Source organism: Bradyrhizobium sp. AS23.2, from assembly GCF_001908185.1.
Lineage (GTDB): Bacteria > Pseudomonadota > Alphaproteobacteria > Rhizobiales > Xanthobacteraceae > Bradyrhizobium.
Genome location: NZ_LGHM01000156.1, coordinates 38,787 through 60,789, shown reverse-complemented (window position 1 = coordinate 60,789; position 22,003 = coordinate 38,787). Strand labels below are relative to the sequence as shown.

Sequence of the window (22,003 nt, the reverse complement as noted above, 5' to 3'; positions counted from 1 at the left end):
CAACCTCATGCACCGCAGATCAATCCAAACCCTGATCGAGCCGAAATCCATCCCTCAAGATCAGTCACAGTTGAGCCTCAGCCTATGCTGATGGCTCAACCGGACAGCCGTGGGCTTGACCGGGGCATCCAGTACGCCGCGGCTTCTCGTTCAATCAGCGCCGTCTCTGGAATACTGGATCGCCCGCCCCAGTGCGCTGCGCACAAGGCGGACGATGACACTGAGTGTGGTGTCAAAAATCCTTGAGCAGTCGCTCGATATAGTCGAGCTCGATCTGCGGGCGCGAGGTATCGCCGAGGCGGCGGCGCAGCTCTTCGAGGATGCGGCGGACGCGCTGGGCGTCGATCTCTCCGGGGATCTTGACCGTGTAGTCGTCGCCGAACTCGCGGCCGTGAAGAGGCCGACCGAGCGGATCGGTCTGATTACCGCCGCTCTGCTGGCGGCCGGCCCGATTGCCGGGACCATCCTGCCCATCGCCATCGCCCTGCTGCATCGCCTCGGCCATCTTCTGCGCACCCTTGCGCAAGGCCTCGAGAGCTTTCCCCTGCGAGTCCACGGCACCGTCCGCGTTGCCCTCACCGAGCTTCGAACCGGCATCGCCCATCGCACCGTCTGCGGTGTCCAGGCTGCTATCGTCGTCGCCCTGGTCGCCGTCCTGATCGCCATCCTGGCCGGGCTGTCCCTGGTCGGCCTGCTGACCTTTCTGCCCCTGCTGCTTCTGGCCCTTCTGTCCCTTCTGCGTGAGGCCGCGCTTGGCGAGTTCGTCCTGCAGCTTCTTCAGCCGGTCGCGCAGCGCCTGCTGATCCTGCTGGAGGTCCGACATCGACTGGTCGCCCTGCTGCTTGCCGCGCGAGCGGTCACGCCGGGAGTCCTGGCCTTGCTTGAAAGTCCTGTCGCGCAATTGCTGCTGCTTGCGGATCATGTCGCTGAGCTCGTTGAGCGCTTGCTCCATCTCGCTTTCGCCGGATTGCCCCGGCTGCGCCATCTGCAGATTTTCCATGATCTGCGCGAGCTGCTCGAGCATGCGCTGGGCCGCCTCGCGATTGCCTTCGCGCGCCGCCTTCTCGATCTGCTTCAGGAGATCGTCCAGATCCCGTTGCGTGATGACGGAACGATCGCGATTGGAGGATTGGCTTCTTTCCGTGGCGCGCTTGTATTCCTCGAGCTTCTGAATCGCATCGGATTGATTGTTCAGGCTTCGCCCGGACTCCTTCTGCCTGAGGCTGTCGCCGGAGTCCTGCATCGCCTTTTCCGCGCTATCGAGCAGCGCATCAGGATCCTGATCCTGCTGGGCATGAACGACCGGGAAGCCTCCCAACAGGAAGGCGAGACAGGCGATCGACATCGCCTTCAAGACTGGCACGCGTCCTAGCTTCCGCATTTCCGGTCTCGCGTAAATTGGTTGGCCCCCTCGTCGCCCCCCTTCGCCCGGCTGTTCGCCGATTTCCGATAGGCCTGCAGCTGCAAGCGCAATGCGTCCTGCTGCTGCGCCAGCTCTTCGAGCTGCTCCGGCGTAGCATTTTGGGTCTTCTGTCGCAGCTCGACGGCCTTGTCGAGAATGAGCTGGACCTCCGCGGGGAACGGCTGCCGAGGTCCAAGCGGATTTTGCTCGGCGCGCCGGGCGAGATCGCGCACCTTGCCAGCCATGGCCTCGCGCAGCTTTTGCGTCAGCACCCTGATCTCGTCCTCGCTGGCGCCGCGTTCCAGCGCCCGCTTGAGCGCGTCCTGGGCCGAGCGCAGCGCGGCGTTGACACTTCCGGCGACACCGTCGTCCTCGATGGTGACGGCGAACGCCCACATGCTCGCCACCACATCGCGCAGCGCGTCGTCGGTGCGGGCAGCCTCGAGCTGGAGCGCCAGGCTGCGCAGGCCGAGATAGCAGCCGGCATCCGGCGTGAACAATTCGGGCGCGATCATCAGCGCGTCGAGCGCGGCGTAGACGTCGGAATTCTTGTTGGCGTCGAGCGCGAGGATGCGGCGCTGCTCGATCAGCGCGCGCGCAAGCGAGTTCGTGAAGAGCCGCTCGGGCAGGCGCATGTTGAAGGGTTCGCTCCTGGCCTCGTTGCCGGCCTCGTCCTTGGCAGCGAGCGTCAGCGTGACGTCAGCGCCGGCATAAGGGTCCTCGCTGAGGTCCTTCACCGTCTGGCCGACGCCGTTGCGGGTGCGCGCGTTCGGCAGCACGAGCGGAAACTGCGGCGGCTGGAACAACGGCCGCGCGGCGTCCTTGCTGCCATCCTTATTGCCATCTTTGGCGTTGGCCGGGCGCAGGCCGATTTGCGCATCGGCGCCGGTGACGCCGTAATCGTCCTCTATCTTGTAGGAGAGCTGGAGCGCGCCGCGTGCCTGGCGCTCGGGATCCTTGACGAGCGCAATCGTCGGCGCGCGGTCCGGCGTTGCAGTGAAGGCCCATTGCGGCTGGCCGGAGGGCGCGCGGACATGCGCGGTGCCGTCGCCGGTGATGGCAAAATGCTTCTCGTTGGTGCCCTTGGGCGTGGCCTCGGTGGGGGCAACCTCCTTGAGGCCGCCGGAGGTCACGACATCCAGGTTACCGCCGGAGGAGCGCACGATCAGGGTCGAGCCGGCGGGAACGGCAAGCGGGCCGCTGGTGGGCAGCGCTGCGGCCTCCTTGTTGGCCGCCGACAGAATGACCGGCGGCCTGCCGGTGTAGAGCGGCGGAGTGACCCAGGCGTCGACGCGAATATTCGCCGGCGCCAGCACGCCGTTCCAGTCGAAGGCGGCCCCGAGCCGCATCGCGCGCTCATCGCCGGCAGCAAAGAAGGTCGCAACCAGCATCACCATGACCAGCGCACGCAGCGCCCAGGGATCGTGCAGAGCGATCCGCGGGTGCGGCAGACCGGCACGGATGCGTTTGATCGAGGCCAGCGTGCGCTCGCGCTGCGCCTGCCACAAAGCCTGCGCGACCGGATCTCGCGAGGTCAGCGTGTCCGTGAGCGTGGTGGCCGGGCGGTGACGGATACCGGAGCCATGGTCGAGTCGGCTCAGGGCCTCCTCGCGGCTCGGCCAGCGGAAGCGAACCAACGGGAACAGGGCGGCAATCGCGATGCCGGCGAAAACGACGAGGCCGATAGCACGAGCGACGAACGGCACGGCCAGCCAGAGGCCCGCCCAGGACACCACCAGGAACAGGCCGACAACTGTCAGCAGCCGCGCCAGATGCGGCCAGGCACGCTCCCACGCGATGGCATAAGTGGCCCGCTTGAGGGCCTGCGCCAGCTTCAGCCGCGACAGAGCGTCGCCATCGCGGATCGGGTCTGACGGGTCGGGGGTGACGCCGTTCAATCAACTCTCCAAGTTACCCGAAGTTACCCGGTCGAACGAAGCGTATCACAACGGCAGCACTGAGGCATCCGTTCCTGTACGGGAGACACCCCTTTTCCCGCATAACACGAGGACGTGACTGGCGGTGCGCAACCCCGTAATTTCCGCGCCGCCATTCCCAAGGGAAATGAAGGAAACGCCATGGACAAGAAAATGCACGACAAGGGCCTGGAAGTCCGCAAAGCGGTGCTTGGCGAGGCCTATGTCAACAACGCCCTGAAGAACGTCGACGACTTCAACCGTCCGTTCCAGGAGATGCTCAACGAATATTGCTGGGGCACGGTGTGGGGCCGCGAGGAGCTGCCGCGCAAGACCCGCAGCATGCTCAACATCGCGATGATCGCGATCCTCAACCGCCAGCACGAATTCCGCGCGCATCTGAAGGGTGCGCTCACCAACGGCGTCAGCCGCGACGAGATCCGCGAGATCCTGATGCAGGTCGCGATCTATGGCGGCATGCCGGCCGCGGTCGACAGTTTCAGGATCGCGCGCGAGGTGTTCGCGGAGATCGACGGCAAGGCGTGAGCGGCGGCAACCTCCGCTGTCGTCCCGGGGCGCGCGGAGCGCGAGCCCGGGACCCATAATCACAGGCCGATGTGGTTAGCGGGACTCGGAGTGATCGCTTTCGCGCGAACAACTTCTCCCTGGAGATATGGGTCCCGGGCTCATCGCTTCGCGATGCCCCGGGACGACGAGCGGAAAATGTGACTCTGCTCTCACGCACAACAACAAGCACAAGGAAACACCATGGACATCGGTTTCATCGGCCTCGGAAACATGGGTTTCCCGATGGCGCGGCGCTTGATCGAGGCCGGGCATAAGCTCGTCGTGTTCGACACGCGCAAGGAGGTCGTCGACAGACTGGTGGCGCGCGGCGCCACCGCTGCGACATCACCGAAGGACGTCGCCGACCAGGTCGAGACGGTGATGGCGAGCCTGCCATCGCTCCAGGCCTCGCTCGAAGTCGCAACGGGAGCGAACGGCGTGATCGAGGGCAAGCGCGCCAAGCGCTTCATCGATCTCTCCACCGTCGGATCGACGATGGCCTCGAAAATTCACGGCCTGCTCGCCAAGCGCAATATTGTGCAAATCGACTGCCCTGTGTCCGGCGGCGTCGGCGGCGCGGAGAAAGGCACGCTGGCGGTCATGGTCTCCGGGCCGAAGGCGGAGTTCGAGCTTCTCAAGCCCGCGCTCGACGTGATCGGAAAGGTGTTCTTCATCGGCGAGAAACCCGGCGCGGCGCAGACCATGAAGCTCGCCAACAATTTCCTCTCGGCCACCGCGATCGTGGCGACGTCGGAAGCCGTCGTGATGGGCGTGAAAGCCGGGCTCGATCCCGCCGTGATGATCGACGTCATCAACGCCGGCTCCGGCATGAACACCGCAAGCCGCGACAAGTTTCCGCGCTCGGTGCTGCCCCGCAGCTTCGATTTCGGTTTCGCCACGGGACTGATGGTCAAGGACGTGCGGCTGGCGCTGGAGGAGATGAAGCAGCTCGGCCTGTCGATGGAGGTCGCGGATGCGGTCGGACGGTTGTGGGAGACCGTGATCAGCGCTGAAGGCGCCGATTCCGATTTCACCGCGGCGATCAAGCCGATCGAGAAGAAGGCGGGCGTCGTGGTTGGCGGGAAGACGGGCGGATTAGCGGGGAAGTAGCGATCCACACTCTCCTCGTCGTCCCGGGGCGCGCGAGGCACGAGCCCGGGACCCATAACCACAGGAAGACGTGGTTACGGAGACTCGGAGTTACAGCTTAGCCAAACAACTATAGCCTGGGGTTATGGGTCCCCGCCTTCGCGGGGACGACACCGAGGAGGAGGCGCGCTTGTACCGCCCCTCAACCGTTCACAGCCACGGTGCCGGCGTGTCCATCGCGATGAGCTGCTCGATCTCGATGCGCGGGCGCACCACGGCGTACTGGTCACCCTTCACCAGCACCTCGGGCACCAGCGGCCTCGTGTTGTACGTGCCGGCCTGCACCGCGCCGTAGGCGCCTGATGTCATGATGGCGAGAAGATCGCCGGGCTTCGGCGTCGGCAGCGTGCGATCGAGGGCGAGATAGTCGCCGGTCTCGCAGACCGGACCGACGACGTCGGCCATGATGGTCGCCGCGCCCTCGGCAGGCTGCGTCACCGGCAGGATGTCGTGATGCGCCTCATACAACGTCGGGCGGATAAGGTCGTTCATCGCGGCGTCGATGATGACGAAGTTCTTGCCGTCGCCGTGCTTCACATAAATGACCTTGGCAACGAGGATGCCGGCATTGCCGACGATCATGCGGCCCGGCTCGAACATCAGCGTGCAGCCGAGATTGTGGCTGACGCGCTTGACCATGGCGGCATAGGCGTCGGGCGCGGGCGGGGCCTCGCGGTCCATGTAATAGGGAATACCGAGGCCGCCGCCGAAATCGACGTGCGAGATATCGTGGCCGTCGGAGCGCAGCGTCTGCACGAATTCGGAGAGGATGCGGAACGCTGTCTCCATTTTGGAGAGGTCGGTGATCTGGCTGCCGATATGCACGTCGGTACCGGTCACCTTGATCCCCGGGAGTTTCGCGGCGCGCGCATAGACCTCGCGCGCATGCACGATCGGGATGCCGAACTTGTTCTCGGACTTGCCGGTGGAGATCTTTGCGTGCGTGCCGGCATCGACATCCGGATTGACGCGCACGGAGATGCGCGCGGTCTTGCCCATTTCGGTCGCGAGGCGCGACAACAACTCCAACTCGGGCTCGGATTCGATATTGAGACAGAGGATGTCGGCGGCGAGCGCGGCGCGCAGCTCGGCCTCGGTCTTGCCGACACCGGAGAACACGATCTTGCTGCTGGGAATGCCCGCAGCCAGCGCGCGCTTCAATTCGCCGCCCGAGACGACGTCGGCGCCGGCCCCGAGCTTGGCCAGCGTGCGCAGCACCGACTGGTTGGAGTTCGCCTTCATGGCGTAGCAGACCAGGACCTTCTCGCCGGCGAAGGCATCAGCGAAGACGCGGTAGTGGCGCTCGAGCGTCGCGGTCGAATAGCAATAAAACGGCGTGCCGACAGTTGCGGCCAACTCGGACAGGTTCACCGCCTCGGCGTGCAGCACGCCGTTGCGATAGTCGAAATGGTTCATGGCGTTGGCTCAGTTGCCCCAGCCTATCTGCTGGGCTTTTCGTCCAGGAGCGGGTCGAGAATAAACGATTTTTTCTTGCCGTTGGACGCCGCGGGCGCGGCGTCCGCACCGTAGGTGGGATTGAACACGCTGGGCGTCTTCTGGGCTTCGGTCTCGGTGTCGGTCGGCGCGGCGATATTGGCCGTCGAGGCGCTGGAGGCGGTCGGCGGCAAATCCAGCGGGCCCTTGCGGCCGCAGCCGGCAAGCGCAAGCGCCGTCAGGCTAAGGACAATGATGGCCCACCCCGAGCCGGCCGGCCGAAACTTTGACGTCACGACGAAATCCCCACTACGCGGGGCGCACCATACAGAGATTGGCGCGCTCTGGCGAGAGCCCGATGATCATGAAACATAAGCGAAATTTTTGCCATCAGCCCAATTTTCGCTCTTTTTCCAGCCGCTTCGCCCAAGCCTTTGCCTGGGACGCCACATTCTTCGGCGCGGTGCCGCCAAAGCTGGTGCGGCTCTTCACCGACGATTCGACCGAGAGCACGCCGAGCACGTCCTTGGTGATCTTCGGCTCGATCGCCTGCATGTCCTTGAGCGGCAGTTCGTGCAGCGCCACGCCGCCTTGCGCGGCCTTGGCCACGATCCGGCCGGTGACGTGGTGCGCCTCGCGGAACGGCATCTTCAGCGTCCGCACCAGCCAGTCGGCGAGATCGGTCGCGGTGGCGTAGCCCTCGCCGGCAGCCGTCTTCATCCTGGCCTCGTCGGGCGCGAGGTCGCGGACCATGCCGGTCATGGCGCGGATCGCCAGCGACAGCGCCGCAAAGCCCTCCATGGCGCCCTGCTTGTCCTCCTGCATGTCCTTTTGATAGGCGAGCGGCAGGCCCTTCATCACGATCAGGAGCCCGTTGAGCGCGCCGATGACGCGGCCGGTCTTGGCACGCACGAGCTCGGCGGCGTCGGGATTGCGCTTCTGCGGCATGATCGACGAGCCAGTCGTGAACTTGTCGCTGAGGCGGATGAGGCCGACCAGCGGCGAGGTCCAGATCACGATCTCCTCGGCAAAGCGCGACATGTGCACCGCGCAGATCGAGGCCGCCGACAAGGTTTCCAGCACGAAGTCGCGGTCAGAGACCGCATCGAGCGAATTCGCCATCGGGCGGTCGAAACCAAGCGCCTTCGCGGTGGCATGACGATCGATCGGGAACGAGGTGCCGGCGAGCGCGGCCGCGCCGAGCGGAGATTCATTGAGCCGCTTGCGCGCGTCCTGGAAACGGCCGCGATCGCGCGCGGCCATCTCGACATAGGCGAGCAGGTGATGGCCGAAGGTGACGGGCTGCGCGGTCTGCAGATGCGTGAAGCCCGGCATCACAGTTCCGGCATGCTCCAGCGCGCGATCGACCAGCGCCTGCTGGAACGCGGCGAGCGCCGCATCGGTCTCATCGATGACGTCACGGACGAACAGACGAAAATCGGTCGCGACCTGGTCGTTGCGCGAGCGCGCGGTGTGCAGGCGGCCGGCGGCCGGCCCGATCAGCTCGGACAGACGGCTCTCGACGTTCATATGGATATCTTCGAGCGCACGCTTGAACGTGAAGCCGCCCTTGCCGATCTCTGACAAAATCGTGTCTAGACCCTTGCCGATATTTTTCGCATCAGAGGCCGTGATGATGCCCTGGCTGGCAAGCATCGCGGCGTGGGCCTTGGACGCGGCAATGTCCTGGGCAAAGAGGTGACGATCGACGTCGATGGAGACGTTGATCTCTTCCATGATCTCATCGGGACGTTCCGAGAACCGGCCGCCCCACATCTTGTTGCTCATGATCCCCTGCTCACGCCTTGCCTGTGGCTGCTAGCGGCCTTTTTCGTCGCTGCGCGGCCCTGCCGCACGTTTGCTGGCCGCCGCCAGCCGTATTAAGAGGCCCCTGATAGCCATATCTGCGACCGGATGACAAACGATATGCTCGACAAGAAGCCCTCCGCCACGCGCCGGATCCCCATCGTCATCGCCACCGTGGCGGTCGGAGGGCTGGCCGGCTTCGCCGCGCTGTATGGCCTGGGCCTGAGCCGGGCCCCATCCGGCGATCCGGCCTGCAAGGCCGCGGTGGCGACGGCGCAGAAGATCGCCCCGCTCGCCCACGGCGAGCTGGCGGCGCTGACCATGGCGAGCGCCCCTTTGAAGCTGCCCGACCTCACCTTCGAGGACGCCGACGGCAAGCCGAGGAAGCTGTCCGATTTCCGAGGCAAGACGCTGCTGGTGAACCTCTGGGCCACCTGGTGCGTGCCCTGCCGCAAGGAAATGCCGGCGCTGGACGAGCTCCGGGGCAAGCTTGCGGGTCCCAATTTCGAGGTGGTGGCGATCAACATCGACACCCGCGATCCCGAAAAGCCCAGGACGTTCCTGAAAGAGGCCAATCTGACCCGGCTCGGCTATTTCAACGACCAGAAAGCCAAGGTTTTTCAGGATCTTAAGGCCATAGGCCGGGCGCTGGGCATGCCAACCTCGGTGCTGGTCGACCCGCAGGGCTGCGAAATCGCAACCATTGCCGGCCCCGCCGAATGGGCGAGCGAGGATGCGCTCAAGCTGATCCGGGGGGGCCGTGGGCCCGGCCGCGGCTAATTTCTAGACGATTGCACAAGGATTGGGCTAGGACCGCTCCCGATCTTTCAAGATTGGGGAATGCGAAAATCGTGGTTCATATTGACGAAAAGCTCGAGCCTATCCTTACGGAGGTGCTGCACAGAAACGCGGGCGAGGAAGAATTCCATCAGGCCGTCAAGGAGGTGCTCGGAAGTCTCGGCCGCGTGGTGGCCAAGCATCCACGCTACGCCAACAGTGCCCTGATCGAGCGGCTCTGTGAGCCGGAGCGGCAGATCATCTTTCGCGTGCCCTGGGTGGACGACAAGGGGCAGGTTCGCATCAATCGCGGCTTCAGGGTGCAGTTCAACTCGGCGCTCGGCCCCTACAAGGGCGGACTGCGCTTCCACCCGTCCGTGAACGTCGGCATCATCAAATTTCTTGGCTTCGAGCAGACGTTCAAGAACGCGCTGACCGGCATGCCGATCGGCGGCGGCAAGGGCGGATCCGACTTCAACCCGCGCGGGCGCTCTGACGGCGAAATCATGCGATTCTGCCAGTCCTTCATGACCGAGCTTCACCGTCACATCGGCGAATATGTCGACGTTCCGGCCGGAGATATCGGCGTGGGCGGTCGCGAGATCGGTTTCATGTTCGGGCAGTACAAGCGGCTGACCAACCGCTATGAAGCGGGTGTTCTGACCGGCAAGGGGCTCGTCTATGGCGGTTCCCGCGCCCGCACGGAAGCGACCGGCTATGGAGCGACGTATTTCGTGCAGAGCATGCTGGGGACGAAAGCGCAATCCTTCGACGGTCGTCGCGTCGTGGTCTCCGGCTCGGGCAACGTCGCGATCTATGCGATGGAGAAGATTGCCGAGTTCGGCGGCAAGGTCGTGGCCTGCTCGGATTCGAACGGATACGTCGTCGACGAGCGCGGCATCGACATTGCGCTCGTCAAGAAGATCAAGGAAGTTCGACGTGAGCGCATTTCCCAATATGCCCACCTGAAGAAGGCCGGCGTGCACTATATCGAGGGAGGCTCGATCTGGGACGTCCCGTGCGAAGTCGCGATCCCCTCTGCCACGCAAAACGAGCTGACTGGAAAGGATGCGCTGACACTGATCCGCAACGGCGTTGTTGCCGTCGGTGAGGGCGCCAACATGCCGTGCACGCCCGACGCAGTGCGCGCCTTTCAGGAAGCTGGCATTCTGTTCGGGCCTGGCAAAGCCGCCAATGCCGGCGGGGTTGCCACCTCGGCGCTGGAAATGCAGCAGAACGCATCGCGCGACAGCTGGACGTTCGAGCAGACCGAAGCGCGCCTCGCCGACATCATGCGCAATATTCACGATCGCTGTGCCGAGACCGCCGCCGACTACGGCGCACCGGGCGACTATGTCCTGGGTGCGAACATCGCTAGCTTCGTTCGCGTTGCGGAAGCGATGGAGGCGCTCGGCGTGATCTGAGATCGCGTGCTTTCACCCCGCTGCTGCCCTGCCTGGCAAGGTCGAAGCCGCGGAATCTGTCATCGGGCCGCGCTTCACGCGGGCCCGGTGGCGGCGCCTGGAATGACACCGAGTGAATGAGGCGTCAGAAGCGCAACGCCAGACTAGGCGGCAATATTCAGATTGCCGCCTATGCCAGCGCCGACATTGGCGAGCGAAGGAGCCTGCTGGCCTGCGCCGAGCAGCGTCAGGACGGTGGATTTCTCCATATCCATGTTCTGCTTCGTCAGCGTCGCCGCGATGTTCGACTGCAGCGCGCCTTGCTGAGCGGCCAGCATGGTGCTGACCATCGCCATCATGTCCATTACGCAAACCCTCGTACCGGCGGTAAACCTAGGCGCGTGGGGTTAACGGGAGGTGGAGATTTCGGACGGTTTCCGTGACCCGCACATATGCGACACAAAGTGCCGTACGGTGGGCAAAGCGAAGCGTGCCCACCAAATCCACCGCATGATTGGAAATATGGTGGGCACGGCGCTGCGCGCCTTTGCCCACCCTACGGCCGCGCTGCCCTACCTAGTCGGAACCGGCTTGGCGCCGCGATAGTCGTAGAAGCCGCGCTGGGTCTTGCGGCCGAGCCAGCCGGCCTCGACGTATTTCACCAGCAGCGGGCACGGGCGGTACTTGGAGTCGGCCAGGCCCTCATGCAGCACCTGCATGATCGACAGGCAGGTATCGAGGCCGATGAAATCGGCGAGCTCCAGCGGGCCCATGGGATGGTGGGCGCCGAGCTTCATCGCCGCGTCGATCGCCTCAACGTTGCCGACGCCTTCGTACAGCGTGTAGATCGCCTCGTTGATCATCGGCAGCAGGATGCGGTTGACGATGAAGGCCGGGAAATCCTCGGAGACCGCGACCTGCTTGCCGAGCTTGGCGACGAATTCCTTGGACGCCTCGAAGGTCGAATCGTCGGTGGCGATGCCGCGGATCAGCTCCACCAGCTCCATCAGCGGCACCGGATTCATGAAGTGAATGCCGATGAAGCGCTCGGGCCGGTCGGTGGCGGCGGCCAGCCGCGTGATCGAGATCGACGACGTGTCCGAGGCGACGATCGCCTCCGGCTTCAACACCGCGCAGAGCTCGTGAAATATCTTGCGCTTGACCTCTTCCTTCTCGACCGCGGTCTCGATCACGAGGTCGCAGTCGGCAAGTTCATCCAGTTTCTCGGCGAGCTTGATGCGCGCAATCGCCTTGGTCTTGTCGTCCTCGGTCACGGCCTTCTTGGAGACCTGGCGCGCCAGATTGCCGTTGATCGTGGCCATGCCCGACTTGAGGCGGTCGGCCGAGACGTCGTTGAGCACCACCTCGAAGCCGGCCAGCGCCGCGACATGCGCGATGCCATTGCCCATCTGCCCCGCGCCGATCACGCCGACCTTCTTGATCACTGCCGCCATAATGTCATCCACCGGAACGGCGCGCATTGTCGCGCCTGCCTATCCCCAAAGCCGGGAGGTCTGATTTGACCAGGAGCTTGATTTAATCAGAACCTGGGCTCGAAACCTAGATTGGATCGCTCCCCCGGCGTGCCCCACGCCAAAGAAAACGCCTCAGAAATGAAATACCGGCCGGAGTTTATACCTCCGGCCGGTGTTTTTGACGCGTTTTACTTGCCGAGCTTGCCGAGTTCGGCCGTCAGCTCAGGAACCGCCTGGTAGAGGTCGGCGACCAGGCCGTAATCGGCGACCTGGAAGATCGGCGCGTCCTCGTCCTTGTTGATCGCGACGATCACCTTGGAGTCTTTCATGCCGGCCAGATGCTGGATCGCGCCGGAAATGCCGACCGCGACATACAGCTCGGGGGCCACGACCTTGCCGGTCTGACCGACCTGCCAGTCGTTCGGCGCATAGCCGGCGTCGACCGCCGCGCGCGAGGCACCGACGCCGGCGCCGAGCTTGTCGGCGAGCGGCTCGATGTACTTGGCGAAGTTTTCCCGGCTCTGCATGGCGCGGCCACCGGAGACGATGATCTTGGCCGAGGTCAGCTCGGGACGGTCGCTCTTGGCGACTTCCTCGCCGACGAAGGACGACAGGCCCGGATCGGCCACTGCGGCGACGCTCTCGACCGGCGCGCTGCCGCCGGCAGCTGCCGCCGCGAAGGTCGAGGTGCGGACCGTGATGACCTTCTTGGCGTCCTTCGACTTCACCGTCTGGATGGCGTTGCCGGCATAGATCGGACGCTCATAGGTGTCGGGCGCGACCACCTTGATGATCTCCGAGACCTGCATGACGTCGAGCAGCGCTGCGACGCGCGGCATCACGTTCTTGAACCGCGAGGTCGCGGGCGCGACGATCGCATCATAGGACGGCGCCAGCGAGACGATCAGCGCGGCCAGCGGCTCCGCGAGATCGTGCGCGTAAGCCTCGCCCTCGGCGACCAGCACCTTGGCAACACCGGCAAGCTTCGAAGCCGCCTCGGCCGCAGCCTTGGTGCCCTGCCCGCCGCCGGCGACCAGCACGTGAACATCGCCGCCGAGCTGGGAAGCCGCGGTGAGCGCCTTGTTGGTGGAGTCCTTGAGGACCTCGTGTTCGTGTTCAGCAATCAACAGCGTCGTCATCAGAGCACCCCGGCTTCGTTCTTGAGCTTCGACACCAGCTCGGCGACGTCCTTGACCTTGACGCCGGCCTTGCGGCCCGCGGGCTCAGCCGTCTTCAGAACTTCGAGGCGCGCGGTAACGTCGACGCCGTAATCGGCGACGGCCTTCTCCGCGATCGGCTTCTTCTTGGCCTTCATGATGTTGGGCAGCGACGCATAACGCGGCTCATTGAGACGGAGATCGGTGGTGACGATCGCCGGCCCCTTCAGCTTCACGGTCTGCAAGCCGCCGTCGACTTCACGGGTGACCTTGAAGTCGGAGCCTTCGACCTCGAGCTTCGAGGCGAACGTCGCCTGCGACCAGCCGAGCAGCGCGGCCAGCATCTGACCGGTCTGGTTGCTGTCGTCGTCGATCGCCTGCTTGCCGAGAATGATCAGGCCCGGCTGCTCTTCTTCAGCGACCTTCTTCAGGATCTTGGCGACGGCGAGCGGCTCGACGGTGCCCTCGGCCTTCACCAGGATGCCGCGATCGGCGCCCATGGCGAGACCGGTGCGGATCGTCTCCGACGCCTGCGCCGGTCCGATGGAGACCACAACGACTTCGGTAGCCTTGCCGCCTTCCTTCAGACGCAGCGCTTCCTCGACCGCGATTTCGTCGAACGGGTTCATCGACATTTTGACGTTGGCGAGTTCAACGCCCGATCCATCGCCCTTGACGCGGACCTTGACGTTGTAATCGACCACCCGCTTTACCGGCACTAAGACCTTCATCGATCCTCTTTCACTCAATTTGGGAGGGGGGTTATCAACTGGCGCGGAACCTAAAGGCCTGATCCGGCCCGGTCAACGCGCGTAGGTGCCAAATTTTAGACCGTAGAAATGCGCTGCTCAATGGGTCAGCGATTCTGGCCCGGAACCCAGAGCACGTCGCCGGCGCCATTATGGTTAGCGGCGCGGCTCGCCACGAACAAAAAGTCCGACAGGCGGTTCATATATTGGATGCCAGCGGCGCCGACCGGCTCACCGGGCTGGGCCGCCAGTTCCACCATCACCCGTTCCGCCCTGCGGCATATCGTGCGAGCGACGTGGAGGTAGGCAGCGGCCGGCGTGCCGCCCGGCAGCACGAAGGAAGTCAGTGGTGCCAGCTTGTCGTTGAGCGTGTCAATGTCGTGCTCGAGCCGCTCAACCTGGCTTGCCACCACCCGCAGCCGCTCCGCCTTGCCTTCACGTTCAGGCACCGCGAGATCGGCACCGAGGTCGAACAAATCGTTCTGGATGCGGCCGAGCATTGCGTCGAGCTCGGGCGCGTCCCTGGTGTTGAGCCGCACCACGCCGATCGCGGCATTGGTCTCGTCGACCGTGCCATAGGCCGCGATGCGCAGATCATATTTCGGACGACGCTCGCCCGAGCCGAGCGCTGTCGTGCCGTCGTCACCGGTCTTCGTATAGATGCGGTTCAGTACGACCATGATGGCCTCCTTGATCTCAGGGGCATGATCTTGCCGGAAAACCGCTGCGCACTTTGCGCTGGCGCGGCCCTGCGGGTCCGGATCATGCCCTAGCGCCCCATCGCCCAGACCGCAGTCATGGCGATGACGATCGCCGCGAACTGAAGCAGCACGCGCAGGCGCATCAGCTTCTGCGAGGTGTTGGGCGAGCCGCCACGCATCATGTTGACGAGACCGAGCAGCAGCACCAACGCCACGGCGCCGGCTGCCACCGGCAGGATGAAAGTACTCAGGAGAGATGCCATCGGGGGTAGATAACACCGTATGCGGCGGTCCGCCATCTCCCCATTCTGGTCATTCCGGGGCGATGCGCAGCATCGAACCCGGGAATGACGAGGGAGAGGAACGCTACCGCCTTCGTGATCTGGCTTTTAAGCCAATAATATCAGAAGCTGGCAGGATGATTTCCGATTTGCGCGAACTGCCCGTCTTCATCGCCTCTCCCCGCTTGCGGGAAGAAGGTGCGGGCTGGGGCAAGCTGTGAAGGCCATCGGCTACATCTACGTCGTCGTGATGGATGCGTTCTACACGTTCCTAGCCGACGACGGCTGGGCGATCGCAAGCCATATCGCACTGTCGACGCTGATGGCGCTGTTCCCGTTCCTGATCGTGCTCACCTCGCTGGCCGGCTTCTTCGGCTCCAAGGAGCTCGCCGACCAGGCGGCCGGGCTGATGCTCCAGGTCTGGCCCAAGCAGGTCTCCGATTCGATCTCCGGCGAAGTCCACGACGTGCTGACCACCACCCGCTCCGGCGTGCTGACCATCGGCGCGGTTCTGTCGGTCTACTTCGCCTCGAACGGCGTCGAGGCGCTGCGGGTTGCGCTCAACCGCGCCTATGCGGTGGTGGAGATGCGGCGCTGGTACTGGCTGCGGCTGGAATCGATCGGCTACACGCTGGTTGCGGCCTTCACCGCGCTGGCCATGGCGTTCCTGATCGTGCTCGGCCCGCTCATCATCGAGGCGGCGCGGCGCCACATTCCGCTGTTCGTCGAAAGCAACGAGAGCATCCTCACCTGGCTGCGCTATGGCATCACCATCGGCGCGCTGGTGGTGGCGCTGTTCATCCTGCACGCCTGGCTGCCGGCGGGGCGGCGCAGCTTCTTCCAGATCATGCCCGGTATCGTCTTCACCATGGTGGCGTCGCTGATCTCGGGCATCGTGTTCGGCCAATATCTGGCGCGCTTCGCCAACAACTACGTGACGATGTATGCGGGACTGGCCTCGGTGATCATCGCACTGGTGTTTCTGTACTTCATCGCCGCGATCTTCGTTTACGGCGGCGAGCTCAACGCCGCGATCATCAAGTCGCAGCTTCCTCACGGCGTTTCGCTTCAAGCAGCGCAGTCGCTAAAGCCCGAGGAGACACAGGCTTGACCAGGAAGGCGTCGGCGCCGGCCTCGCGCGAAGCCGCCTCGTCCTCGCCGCGCCCGGAGACACCGATGATGGGGATCTGGGCCAGCGGTGCCGGCATCGTGCGGATCCGCCGGATGGCCTCGACGCCGTCGATGCCCGGCAGCACCATATCCATCAACACCGCGTCGAAAGCGCCCTGGGCGAGCCGGTCGACAGCGTCCTCGCCGCGCCCGATGAATTCGGCATGATGACCGAGTTCGGTCAGGATGGTGTTGAGCACGACGCGGCCGAACGGATTGTCCTCGACGCTGAGCACGCGCAGTGCCGCTATCGCATCCGCCTCACCATCGTTCTTCGACTTGCGGGACTTGCCTGATCCCGTCGCATCCAGCGACACCGTCAAAGTGAAGGTGGCGCCGCCGCCACGACGCGGTGCGACCGTGATGTCGCCGCCCATCGCGCGCGCGAGTTGCTTTACCGACGATAGCCCGAGCCCGGCGCCACCGAAGCGCGAGGCGATGGTGACATTGGCCTGAGTGAACGGGCGGAACAGCCGCTTGATCTCGGCCATGGTCAGGCCGATGCCGCTGTCTGAGACCGAGAAGGCGACGCCGACCCGGCCTTTGCCCTTTTCCTTGCTCTTGCCTTTGGCGGGACGCCAGGGCGCGACCGCGAGCGCCACGGCGCCCTGCTCGGTGAATTTGACGGCATTGTCGATCAGGTTCTCGAGCGCTGCGCGCAGGCGGACGGGATCGCCGACCACCAGCCCGGGAAGCTTTTCGGAGATGTCGACCTGGGCCTGCAGGCCCTTGGCCGCGGCGCGTCCGGCCAGCGAATCGCCGGTGCTGCGGGCGAGCGCGCGCACGTCGAACAGGTCCTGCCGCAGCGTACCGCCGCCCTTCCCAGCCCCTTTGCCGGTCCGGGCCGCATCCACGAACAGCGTGGCAAGGCTCGCCAGATGTTCGGCACCGGCCTTGATCGTGTCGGCCCAGCGCCGCTCCCGCTCACCGAGATCTGAGGTCGCGAGCAGGTCGCTGATCGCCAGAATGCCGGTCAGAGGGGTGCGGACCTCATGGGCAAAGGCGGCAAGCGCGGCCTGAACCACGTCAGGAGCGACGGTCTTCGCGCTGCGCTCACGCGTCGTGCCAGCCGCCCCGGACTGCTTCCGAGGCGGTCGCCTGGACGTCCGCGTGGTGCGCGCTGCGCGCGTTTTCGCCGCCATAAATCCCCTTTGAAGCATCCCCTTCGACCCCCCGGGGTCGTGAAGCGAGCATGGCACGGCGGAACCCCAGGAGTCACGGCGACGTTTGGCTAAACCCCAGAGAAACTTAACCTAATCCCACCAGCCGGCGGATCGCCGCAGCCGAAGCACCCGCGTCGCGCAACTCCCGCAGACCGGTCGCGCGGCTCGATTTCGACAGCTTCTTCCCGGCCTCGCCGCGAATCAGCGGATGGTGGCGATAGGCGGGTTCCGGCAAGTCGAGCAGAACCTGGAGCAGACGATGGACTGAAGTGGCGTGAAACAGGTCCTGGCCCCGCACCACCTCGCTGACAGCCTGGAGGGCGTCGTCCGCGACCACGGAGAGATGGTAGCTGGTCGGCGTCTCCTTGCGGGCCAGGATGACGTCCCCCCAGGCTTCGGGCCGCGCCGGGACGGTGCCGCGCTCGCCGTCGGGTCCCTCGCCCAGCTCATTCCAGGTCAGGCTGGCAGCGCGGCGGCAGGCGGCCGCCATATCGAGTCGCAGCGCATAAGGCGCTCCAGAGGCGATCAGCCGGTCGCGCTCATCGGCGGGCAACGATTTCGCGGTGCCGGGATAAAGCGGCGCGCCGTCGGGATCACGCGGCCACGGCCCATCCGCCTCACGCGCGGCTACGAGCTTTGCGATCCCGGCGCGACTCTCGAAGGCGGGATAGACGAGGCCGAGCGCGGAGAGCTTTTCCAGCGCGGCGCGATAATCGCCGAGATGCTCGGACTGCCGCCGCACCGGCGTCTCCCAGGAAATCCCGAGCCAGGCGAGATCTTCGTAGATTTCCGCCTCATATTCCGGCCGGCAGCGCGTCGCATCGATGTCCTCGATGCGCAGCAACAGCCGCCCGCCGATGTCGCGTGCGCGATCGAAGTTCAGCAGCGCCGAATAGGCGTGCCCGAGATGCAGGAGGCCGTTCGGGCTGGGGGCAAATCGGAAAACGGGTGGCATGAGTTCTCGGTGTATTCGTCATTGCCGGGCTTGACCCGGCAATCCATCTTCCAGGACTCTGTTACGATAGGAGATGGATGCGCGGGTCAAGCCCGCGCATGACGAGTTGAGCCACATGACCATCCACCTCGAAACCCAATCCGACCTCGAAGAAGCCGTCCACGCGCTGGTCAAGCGCGATCCACGCCTCAAGCCCGTGTTCGAGATCGCCGGCATGCCCGCCTTGCGGCGGCGCGAGCCGGGATTCGTGGGGCTCGCCCACATCGTCTGCGGACAGCAGCTCTCGACGGCCAGTGCGGCGGCGATCTGGGGACGGCTCTCTGCCGCCTTCGATCCGTTCGACCATGAAGCCGTGCGCCGCGCCCGCACCGACCGGCTGGGTCGGCTCGGCCTCTCCGCCGCGAAAATCAAGACGCTGAAACATCTCGCGCGCGAGATCACCGCACAGCGGCTGAACCTCGACGTGCTCGCCGAGGAGGATGCCGACGCCGCGCATCACACGCTGATCGCGCTGCCCGGCATCGGGCCGTGGACCGCGGACGTCTATCTCCTGTTCTGCCTCGGCCACGGAGATGCCTGGCCCGCCGGCGACCTCGCCGTGCAGGAAGGCATCCGCGTCGGGCTGGGCTTGCAGACGCGGCCGACGGAAAAGCAGATGGCGCCGCTGGCCGAACCCTGGCGTCCCCTGCGCGGCGCGGCGGCGCATCTGTGGTGGAGCTATTACCGCGCGGTGAAGAAGCGCGAGGGCGTGCTCACCGCCTGAAGCCGCCGAACAGCGTTTAAAACTATGTTGCTGTTGCAAACGGCGCGCACGTGATCGATGAGATGCCGGCACGGACAAGAGCCGGGATCGACATCATGACAGCCACCGACTTCATCGTTGCGCGCGGCGATTTCGAAACCTGCAAGACGATCGCAACCACGCTTCCCGATAGCGACGCGCTGCCGCATGATGCGCTGCTCGTCAAAGTCGATCGCTTCGCCTTCACCGCCAACAACATCACCTATGCGGTGCTCGGCGACGAGGCGAAATACTGGCAACTCTTTCCTGCGCCAAACGGCTTCGGCAACATTCCGGTGTGGGGCTTTGGCGAGGTGATCGCCTCGAAACGTCCGAACGTCCCCATCGGCGAGCGCCTGTTCGGCTATTTCCCGATGGCGACGCATCTCGTCATCGAGGCGACCGACGTCAGCAAACGCGGCCTGCGCGACGGTGCCGCGCACCGGCAAGGCGTGGCGCCGGTCTACAATGCCTATGCGCGCGTCAGCGGCAATCCCGACTATGCCGGGCGGCAGGGCGATTATCAGGCGCTACTGCGGCCGCTGTTCATGCTGTCGTTGCTGGCCGACGATTTTCTGGCCGAGAACGACGATTTCGGCGCGCGCACCGTGCTGCTCTCGAGCGCCTCGAGCAAGACCGCGTTCGGGCTCGCCCATTTGCTGCACACGCGCGGCCGCAAGGTGGTCGGATTGACCTCGGCGAACAATACCGGCTTCGTCAGCTCGCTCGGCTGCTATGACAACGTCGTCATCTATGATCGCGTGACGTCGCTGCCATCAGACACGCCGGCCGCCTTCGTCGACATGGCCGGCAACAGCGCGCTACGCGCCACATTGCACCGGCATTTCGGCGACCGGATGAAATGCTCCGTACGCGTCGGATTGACGCATCGCGCCACCGACGCCGATGAGGGCGAGTTGCCCGGCGCAAAACCACGCTGGTTCTCCGCACCCGACCAGATCCGCAAGCGCGCCAAGGAGTGGGGTCCGGGCGGCATCGAGCAACGCTTTGGCGCGGCATGGTCGGGTTTTGAGCCGCTCTTGGAGAAGTGCCTGACCGTTGTCGAAAGCCGCGGGCCAGAGGCGGTGCGGCAGGTTTATCTCGACACGCTGAAGGGGCGTATTCCCCCTGAGCAGGGCCACATGCTGTCGCTGCTCGGGTAAAGCGCTTTTGACGCAGGCTGATCCAGTATAGCGTCAACCTCAATAATTGGAGCATGATCTCTTCGGAAAACCGCTCTACACTTTCCGGATCACGCTCGAGAGGAAACGCCGCGAAGACGGCCACGAGGTCGCGCATGCTGGACCGTACCAAGGATATTTCCGTCTCCGCGCAAGCCTGGCTCGATGAATTCGAGCGCGCGCTGGGCAAGCCCGATCCCGTCGCGCTCGACCGCCTCTTCCTCGCCGACAGTTTTTGGCGCGACGTGCTGGCGCTGAGCTGGAACCTGCAGACGCTTGCCGGCCGCGATGCGATCGCACACGCGCTGACGGCGTTCGCGCTCAAGGCGACGCCGACAAACTTCAAGATCGCGCCCAACCGCGCGGCACCGCGCTGGGTGATGCGCGCCGGCACCAACACCGTCGAGGCGATCTTCAATTTCGAGACCGCGGTCGGCCGCGGCAGCGGCATCGTGCGGCTCGCGCCCGCCCCCTCGGACGGCGATCGCCTGAAGGCATGGACGCTGCTCACCGCACTCGACGAGCTCAAGGGCTTCGAGGAGCAGCTCGGCACCTCGCGGCCGCGCGGGCAGGCCTATTCGCGCGATTTCCGCGGGCCGAACTGGCTCGATTTGCTCAACGCCTCGCGCGACTACACCGATCGCGATCCCTCCGTGCTGGTGGTCGGCGGCGGCCAGGCCGGGCTCGCGATCGCAGCGCGGCTGAAGCAGCTGAAGGTCGACACGCTGATCGTCGATCGCGAGACACGGATCGGCGACAACTGGCGCAAGCGCTATCATGCGCTGACGCTGCACAATCAGGTGCAGGTCAATCACCTCCCTTACATGCCGTTCCCTCCGAACTGGCCGACCTATATCCCCAAGGACAAGCTCGCCAACTGGTTCGAAGCTTACGTCGATGCCATGGAGCTGAACTTCTGGACTGGCACCGAATTCGAGAGCGGCGCCTACGACGGGGCGAAGGGTCACTGGACCGTGACGCTGCGGCGCGCCGACGGCAGCAAGCGCACCATGCATCCTCGCCACGTGGTGATGGCGACCGGAGTCAGCGGCATCGCCAACATGCCGGACATTCCGGGCCTCACCAACTTCAAAGGCACGCTGCTGCATTCGAGCCGTTACGAAGACGGCGAGAACTGGACAGGCAAGCGTGCCATCGTCATCGGCACCGGCAACAGCGGCCATGACATCGCGCAAGACCTCTGCTCCAGCGGCGCCGAGGTGACGCTGGTGCAGCGCTCGCCGACGCTCGTCACCAATATCGAGCCGTCGGCGCAGCTTGCCTACGCGACCTACAATGAGGGCACGCTCGAGGACAACGACCTGATCGCGGCCTCGATGCCGACGCCGCTCGCGAAGAAGACGCATGTCATGCTGACGGAGCAATCGAGGGAGCTCGACAAGGAGCTGCTCGATGGCCTGCGTCGCGTCGGCTTCAAGCTCGATTTCGGCGAGGCCGGCACCGGCTGGCAGTTCAAATATCTCACCCGCGGCGGCGGATATTATTTTAACGTCGGCTGCTCCAACCTCATCATAGAGGGCGCGATCAAACTCCGGCAGTTCTCCGACATCGAGAGCTTCACGGCCGAGGGCGCGCGGATGAAGGACGGCGCGACCATCGCCGCCGACCTCATCGTGCTCTCGACCGGCTACAAGCCGCAGGAATATCTGGTGCGAAAGCTGTTCGGCGATGGCGTCGCCGACCGTGTTGGCCCGGTCTGGGGCTTTGGCGACGGCTTTGAACTACGCAACATGTATGCGCGCACGAAGCAGCCCGGCCTGTGGTTCATCGCCGGCAGCCTCGCGCAGTGCCGCATCAACTCCAAATATCTCGCGCTGCAGATCAAGGCGATCGAGGAAGGGATTTTGGGGCGGGAGGCGGGCGCAACGTAGGCCAGCCGTCATTCCGGGGCGCGCGTAGCGCGAACCCGGAATCC

The 22,003-nt window shown here is 64.8% G+C and carries 22 protein-coding genes; 9 read left to right on the top strand and 13 right to left on the bottom strand.

Features of this window, described 5'->3' with window-relative positions; all coding sequences use genetic code 11:
* Positions 1 to 232 precede the first annotated feature (232 nt).
* Together AC630_RS31325 and AC630_RS31320 are read right to left on the bottom strand one after the other, a co-directional pair.
* Entirely contained in the window at positions 233 to 1,381 is a 1,149-nt protein-coding gene (locus AC630_RS31325; protein WP_074122317.1) for a DUF4175 family protein, read from the bottom strand.
* Positions 1,369 to 3,300 carry a TIGR02302 family protein gene (locus tag AC630_RS31320; protein ID WP_074122316.1) on the bottom strand — a complete coding sequence of 644 codons (1,932 nt, stop codon included), beginning with the start codon at positions 3,298 to 3,300 and terminating at the stop codon, positions 1,369 to 1,371. Before AC630_RS31320 ends, AC630_RS31325 begins: the two co-directional genes overlap by 13 nt.
* Positions 3,301 to 3,480: 180 nt before the next feature.
* On the opposite strand from AC630_RS31320, the gene AC630_RS31315 reads away from it, so the two are divergent.
* Both AC630_RS31315 and AC630_RS31310 read left to right on the top strand, forming a co-directional pair.
* A complete protein-coding gene (locus AC630_RS31315) occupies positions 3,481 to 3,864 on the top strand; it encodes a carboxymuconolactone decarboxylase family protein (RefSeq protein ID WP_014491654.1) in 384 nt (127 codons plus the stop codon).
* Between the two features lie 222 nt (positions 3,865 to 4,086).
* Positions 4,087 to 4,995, top strand: a complete 909-nt coding sequence (locus AC630_RS31310) for an NAD(P)-dependent oxidoreductase (protein ID WP_074122315.1) — start codon at positions 4,087 to 4,089, stop codon at positions 4,993 to 4,995.
* Between the two features lie 189 nt (positions 4,996 to 5,184).
* On the opposite strand, the gene lysA is transcribed toward AC630_RS31310, so the two are convergent.
* The 3 genes from lysA to argH form a co-directional block, all read right to left on the bottom strand.
* On the bottom strand, positions 5,185 to 6,450 hold the full coding sequence (lysA, locus tag AC630_RS31305) for a diaminopimelate decarboxylase (protein ID WP_074122314.1): 1,266 nt from the start codon (positions 6,448 to 6,450) through the stop codon (positions 5,185 to 5,187).
* A 23-nt stretch (positions 6,451 to 6,473) separates the two neighbouring features.
* On the bottom strand, positions 6,474 to 6,764 hold the full coding sequence (gene lptM / locus AC630_RS31300) for an LPS translocon maturation chaperone LptM (RefSeq protein ID WP_074122313.1): 291 nt from the start codon (positions 6,762 to 6,764) through the stop codon (positions 6,474 to 6,476).
* A gap of 94 nt (positions 6,765 to 6,858) precedes the next feature.
* On the bottom strand, positions 6,859 to 8,256 hold the full coding sequence (gene argH / locus AC630_RS31295; protein ID WP_074122312.1) for an argininosuccinate lyase: 1,398 nt from the start codon (positions 8,254 to 8,256) through the stop codon (positions 6,859 to 6,861).
* Positions 8,257 to 8,394: 138 nt separating this feature from the next.
* Between argH and tlpA the strand changes: the two genes are divergently transcribed.
* Positions 8,395 to 9,054, top strand: coding sequence for a thiol:disulfide interchange protein TlpA (gene tlpA, locus AC630_RS31290; RefSeq protein WP_074122327.1), 660 nt, complete (start codon positions 8,395 to 8,397; stop codon positions 9,052 to 9,054).
* Positions 9,055 to 9,125: 71 nt separating this feature from the next.
* Complete coding sequence (gdhA, locus tag AC630_RS31285; RefSeq protein ID WP_074122326.1) at positions 9,126 to 10,475, top strand: NADP-specific glutamate dehydrogenase; 1,350 nt, start codon at positions 9,126 to 9,128, stop codon at positions 10,473 to 10,475.
* A gap of 143 nt (positions 10,476 to 10,618) precedes the next feature.
* On the opposite strand, the gene AC630_RS31280 is transcribed toward gdhA, so the two are convergent.
* The 6 genes from AC630_RS31280 to AC630_RS31255 all read right to left on the bottom strand — a co-directional run bounded on the left by AC630_RS31280 (position 10,619) and on the right by AC630_RS31255 (position 14,799).
* A complete protein-coding gene (locus tag AC630_RS31280) occupies positions 10,619 to 10,819 on the bottom strand; it encodes a hypothetical protein (RefSeq protein WP_074122311.1) in 201 nt (66 codons plus the stop codon).
* Positions 10,820 to 11,026: 207 nt separating this feature from the next.
* Positions 11,027 to 11,908 (bottom strand): 3-hydroxybutyryl-CoA dehydrogenase, encoded by an 882-nt coding sequence (locus AC630_RS31275; protein ID WP_074122325.1) that lies wholly within the window; start codon positions 11,906 to 11,908, stop codon positions 11,027 to 11,029.
* A 209-nt stretch (positions 11,909 to 12,117) separates the two neighbouring features.
* Positions 12,118 to 13,068, bottom strand: a complete 951-nt coding sequence (locus tag AC630_RS31270; RefSeq protein WP_074122310.1) for an electron transfer flavoprotein subunit alpha/FixB family protein — start codon at positions 13,066 to 13,068, stop codon at positions 12,118 to 12,120.
* Positions 13,068 to 13,817: an electron transfer flavoprotein subunit beta/FixA family protein gene (locus AC630_RS31265; protein ID WP_074122309.1), complete on the bottom strand. Its 750-nt coding sequence runs from the start codon at positions 13,815 to 13,817 to the stop codon at positions 13,068 to 13,070. The genes AC630_RS31270 and AC630_RS31265 overlap by 1 nt, the downstream gene beginning before the upstream one ends.
* A gap of 125 nt (positions 13,818 to 13,942) precedes the next feature.
* Positions 13,943 to 14,515: a cob(I)yrinic acid a,c-diamide adenosyltransferase gene (locus tag AC630_RS31260; RefSeq protein ID WP_074122308.1), complete on the bottom strand. Its 573-nt coding sequence runs from the start codon at positions 14,513 to 14,515 to the stop codon at positions 13,943 to 13,945.
* A gap of 89 nt (positions 14,516 to 14,604) precedes the next feature.
* Positions 14,605 to 14,799, bottom strand: coding sequence for a twin transmembrane helix small protein (locus AC630_RS31255; protein WP_074122307.1), 195 nt, complete (start codon positions 14,797 to 14,799; stop codon positions 14,605 to 14,607).
* 62 nt (positions 14,800 to 14,861) lie between these two features.
* Here AC630_RS31255 and AC630_RS45765 point away from each other — a divergent pair, with 62 nt between their 5' ends.
* Positions 14,862 to 15,038, top strand: coding sequence for a hypothetical protein (locus tag AC630_RS45765; protein ID WP_167561315.1), 177 nt, complete (start codon positions 14,862 to 14,864; stop codon positions 15,036 to 15,038).
* Positions 15,035 to 15,928 carry a YihY/virulence factor BrkB family protein gene (locus AC630_RS31250; RefSeq protein ID WP_074122306.1) on the top strand — a complete coding sequence of 298 codons (894 nt, stop codon included), beginning with the start codon at positions 15,035 to 15,037 and terminating at the stop codon, positions 15,926 to 15,928. The genes AC630_RS45765 and AC630_RS31250 overlap by 4 nt, the downstream gene beginning before the upstream one ends.
* Here AC630_RS31250 and AC630_RS31245 read toward each other — a convergent pair.
* Entirely contained in the window at positions 15,855 to 17,129 is a 1,275-nt protein-coding gene (locus AC630_RS31245) for an ATP-binding protein (RefSeq protein ID WP_074122305.1), read from the bottom strand. The genes AC630_RS31250 and AC630_RS31245 overlap by 74 nt on opposite strands.
* A gap of 106 nt (positions 17,130 to 17,235) precedes the next feature.
* Positions 17,236 to 18,105 carry a tRNA glutamyl-Q(34) synthetase GluQRS gene (gluQRS, locus tag AC630_RS31240; RefSeq protein ID WP_074122304.1) on the bottom strand — a complete coding sequence of 290 codons (870 nt, stop codon included), beginning with the start codon at positions 18,103 to 18,105 and terminating at the stop codon, positions 17,236 to 17,238.
* A 115-nt stretch (positions 18,106 to 18,220) separates the two neighbouring features.
* Here gluQRS and AC630_RS31235 point away from each other — a divergent pair, with 115 nt between their 5' ends.
* The 3 genes from AC630_RS31235 (at position 18,221) to AC630_RS31225 (ending at position 21,959) form a co-directional block, all read left to right on the top strand.
* On the top strand, positions 18,221 to 18,868 hold the full coding sequence (locus AC630_RS31235; RefSeq protein WP_074122323.1) for a DNA-3-methyladenine glycosylase family protein: 648 nt from the start codon (positions 18,221 to 18,223) through the stop codon (positions 18,866 to 18,868).
* A gap of 95 nt (positions 18,869 to 18,963) precedes the next feature.
* Entirely contained in the window at positions 18,964 to 20,049 is a 1,086-nt protein-coding gene (locus tag AC630_RS31230; RefSeq protein WP_083636455.1) for a DUF2855 family protein, read from the top strand.
* 134 nt (positions 20,050 to 20,183) lie between these two features.
* Positions 20,184 to 21,959, top strand: coding sequence for a flavin-containing monooxygenase (locus AC630_RS31225; RefSeq protein WP_074122303.1), 1,776 nt, complete (start codon positions 20,184 to 20,186; stop codon positions 21,957 to 21,959).
* Positions 21,960 to 22,003: the final 44 nt, after the last annotated feature.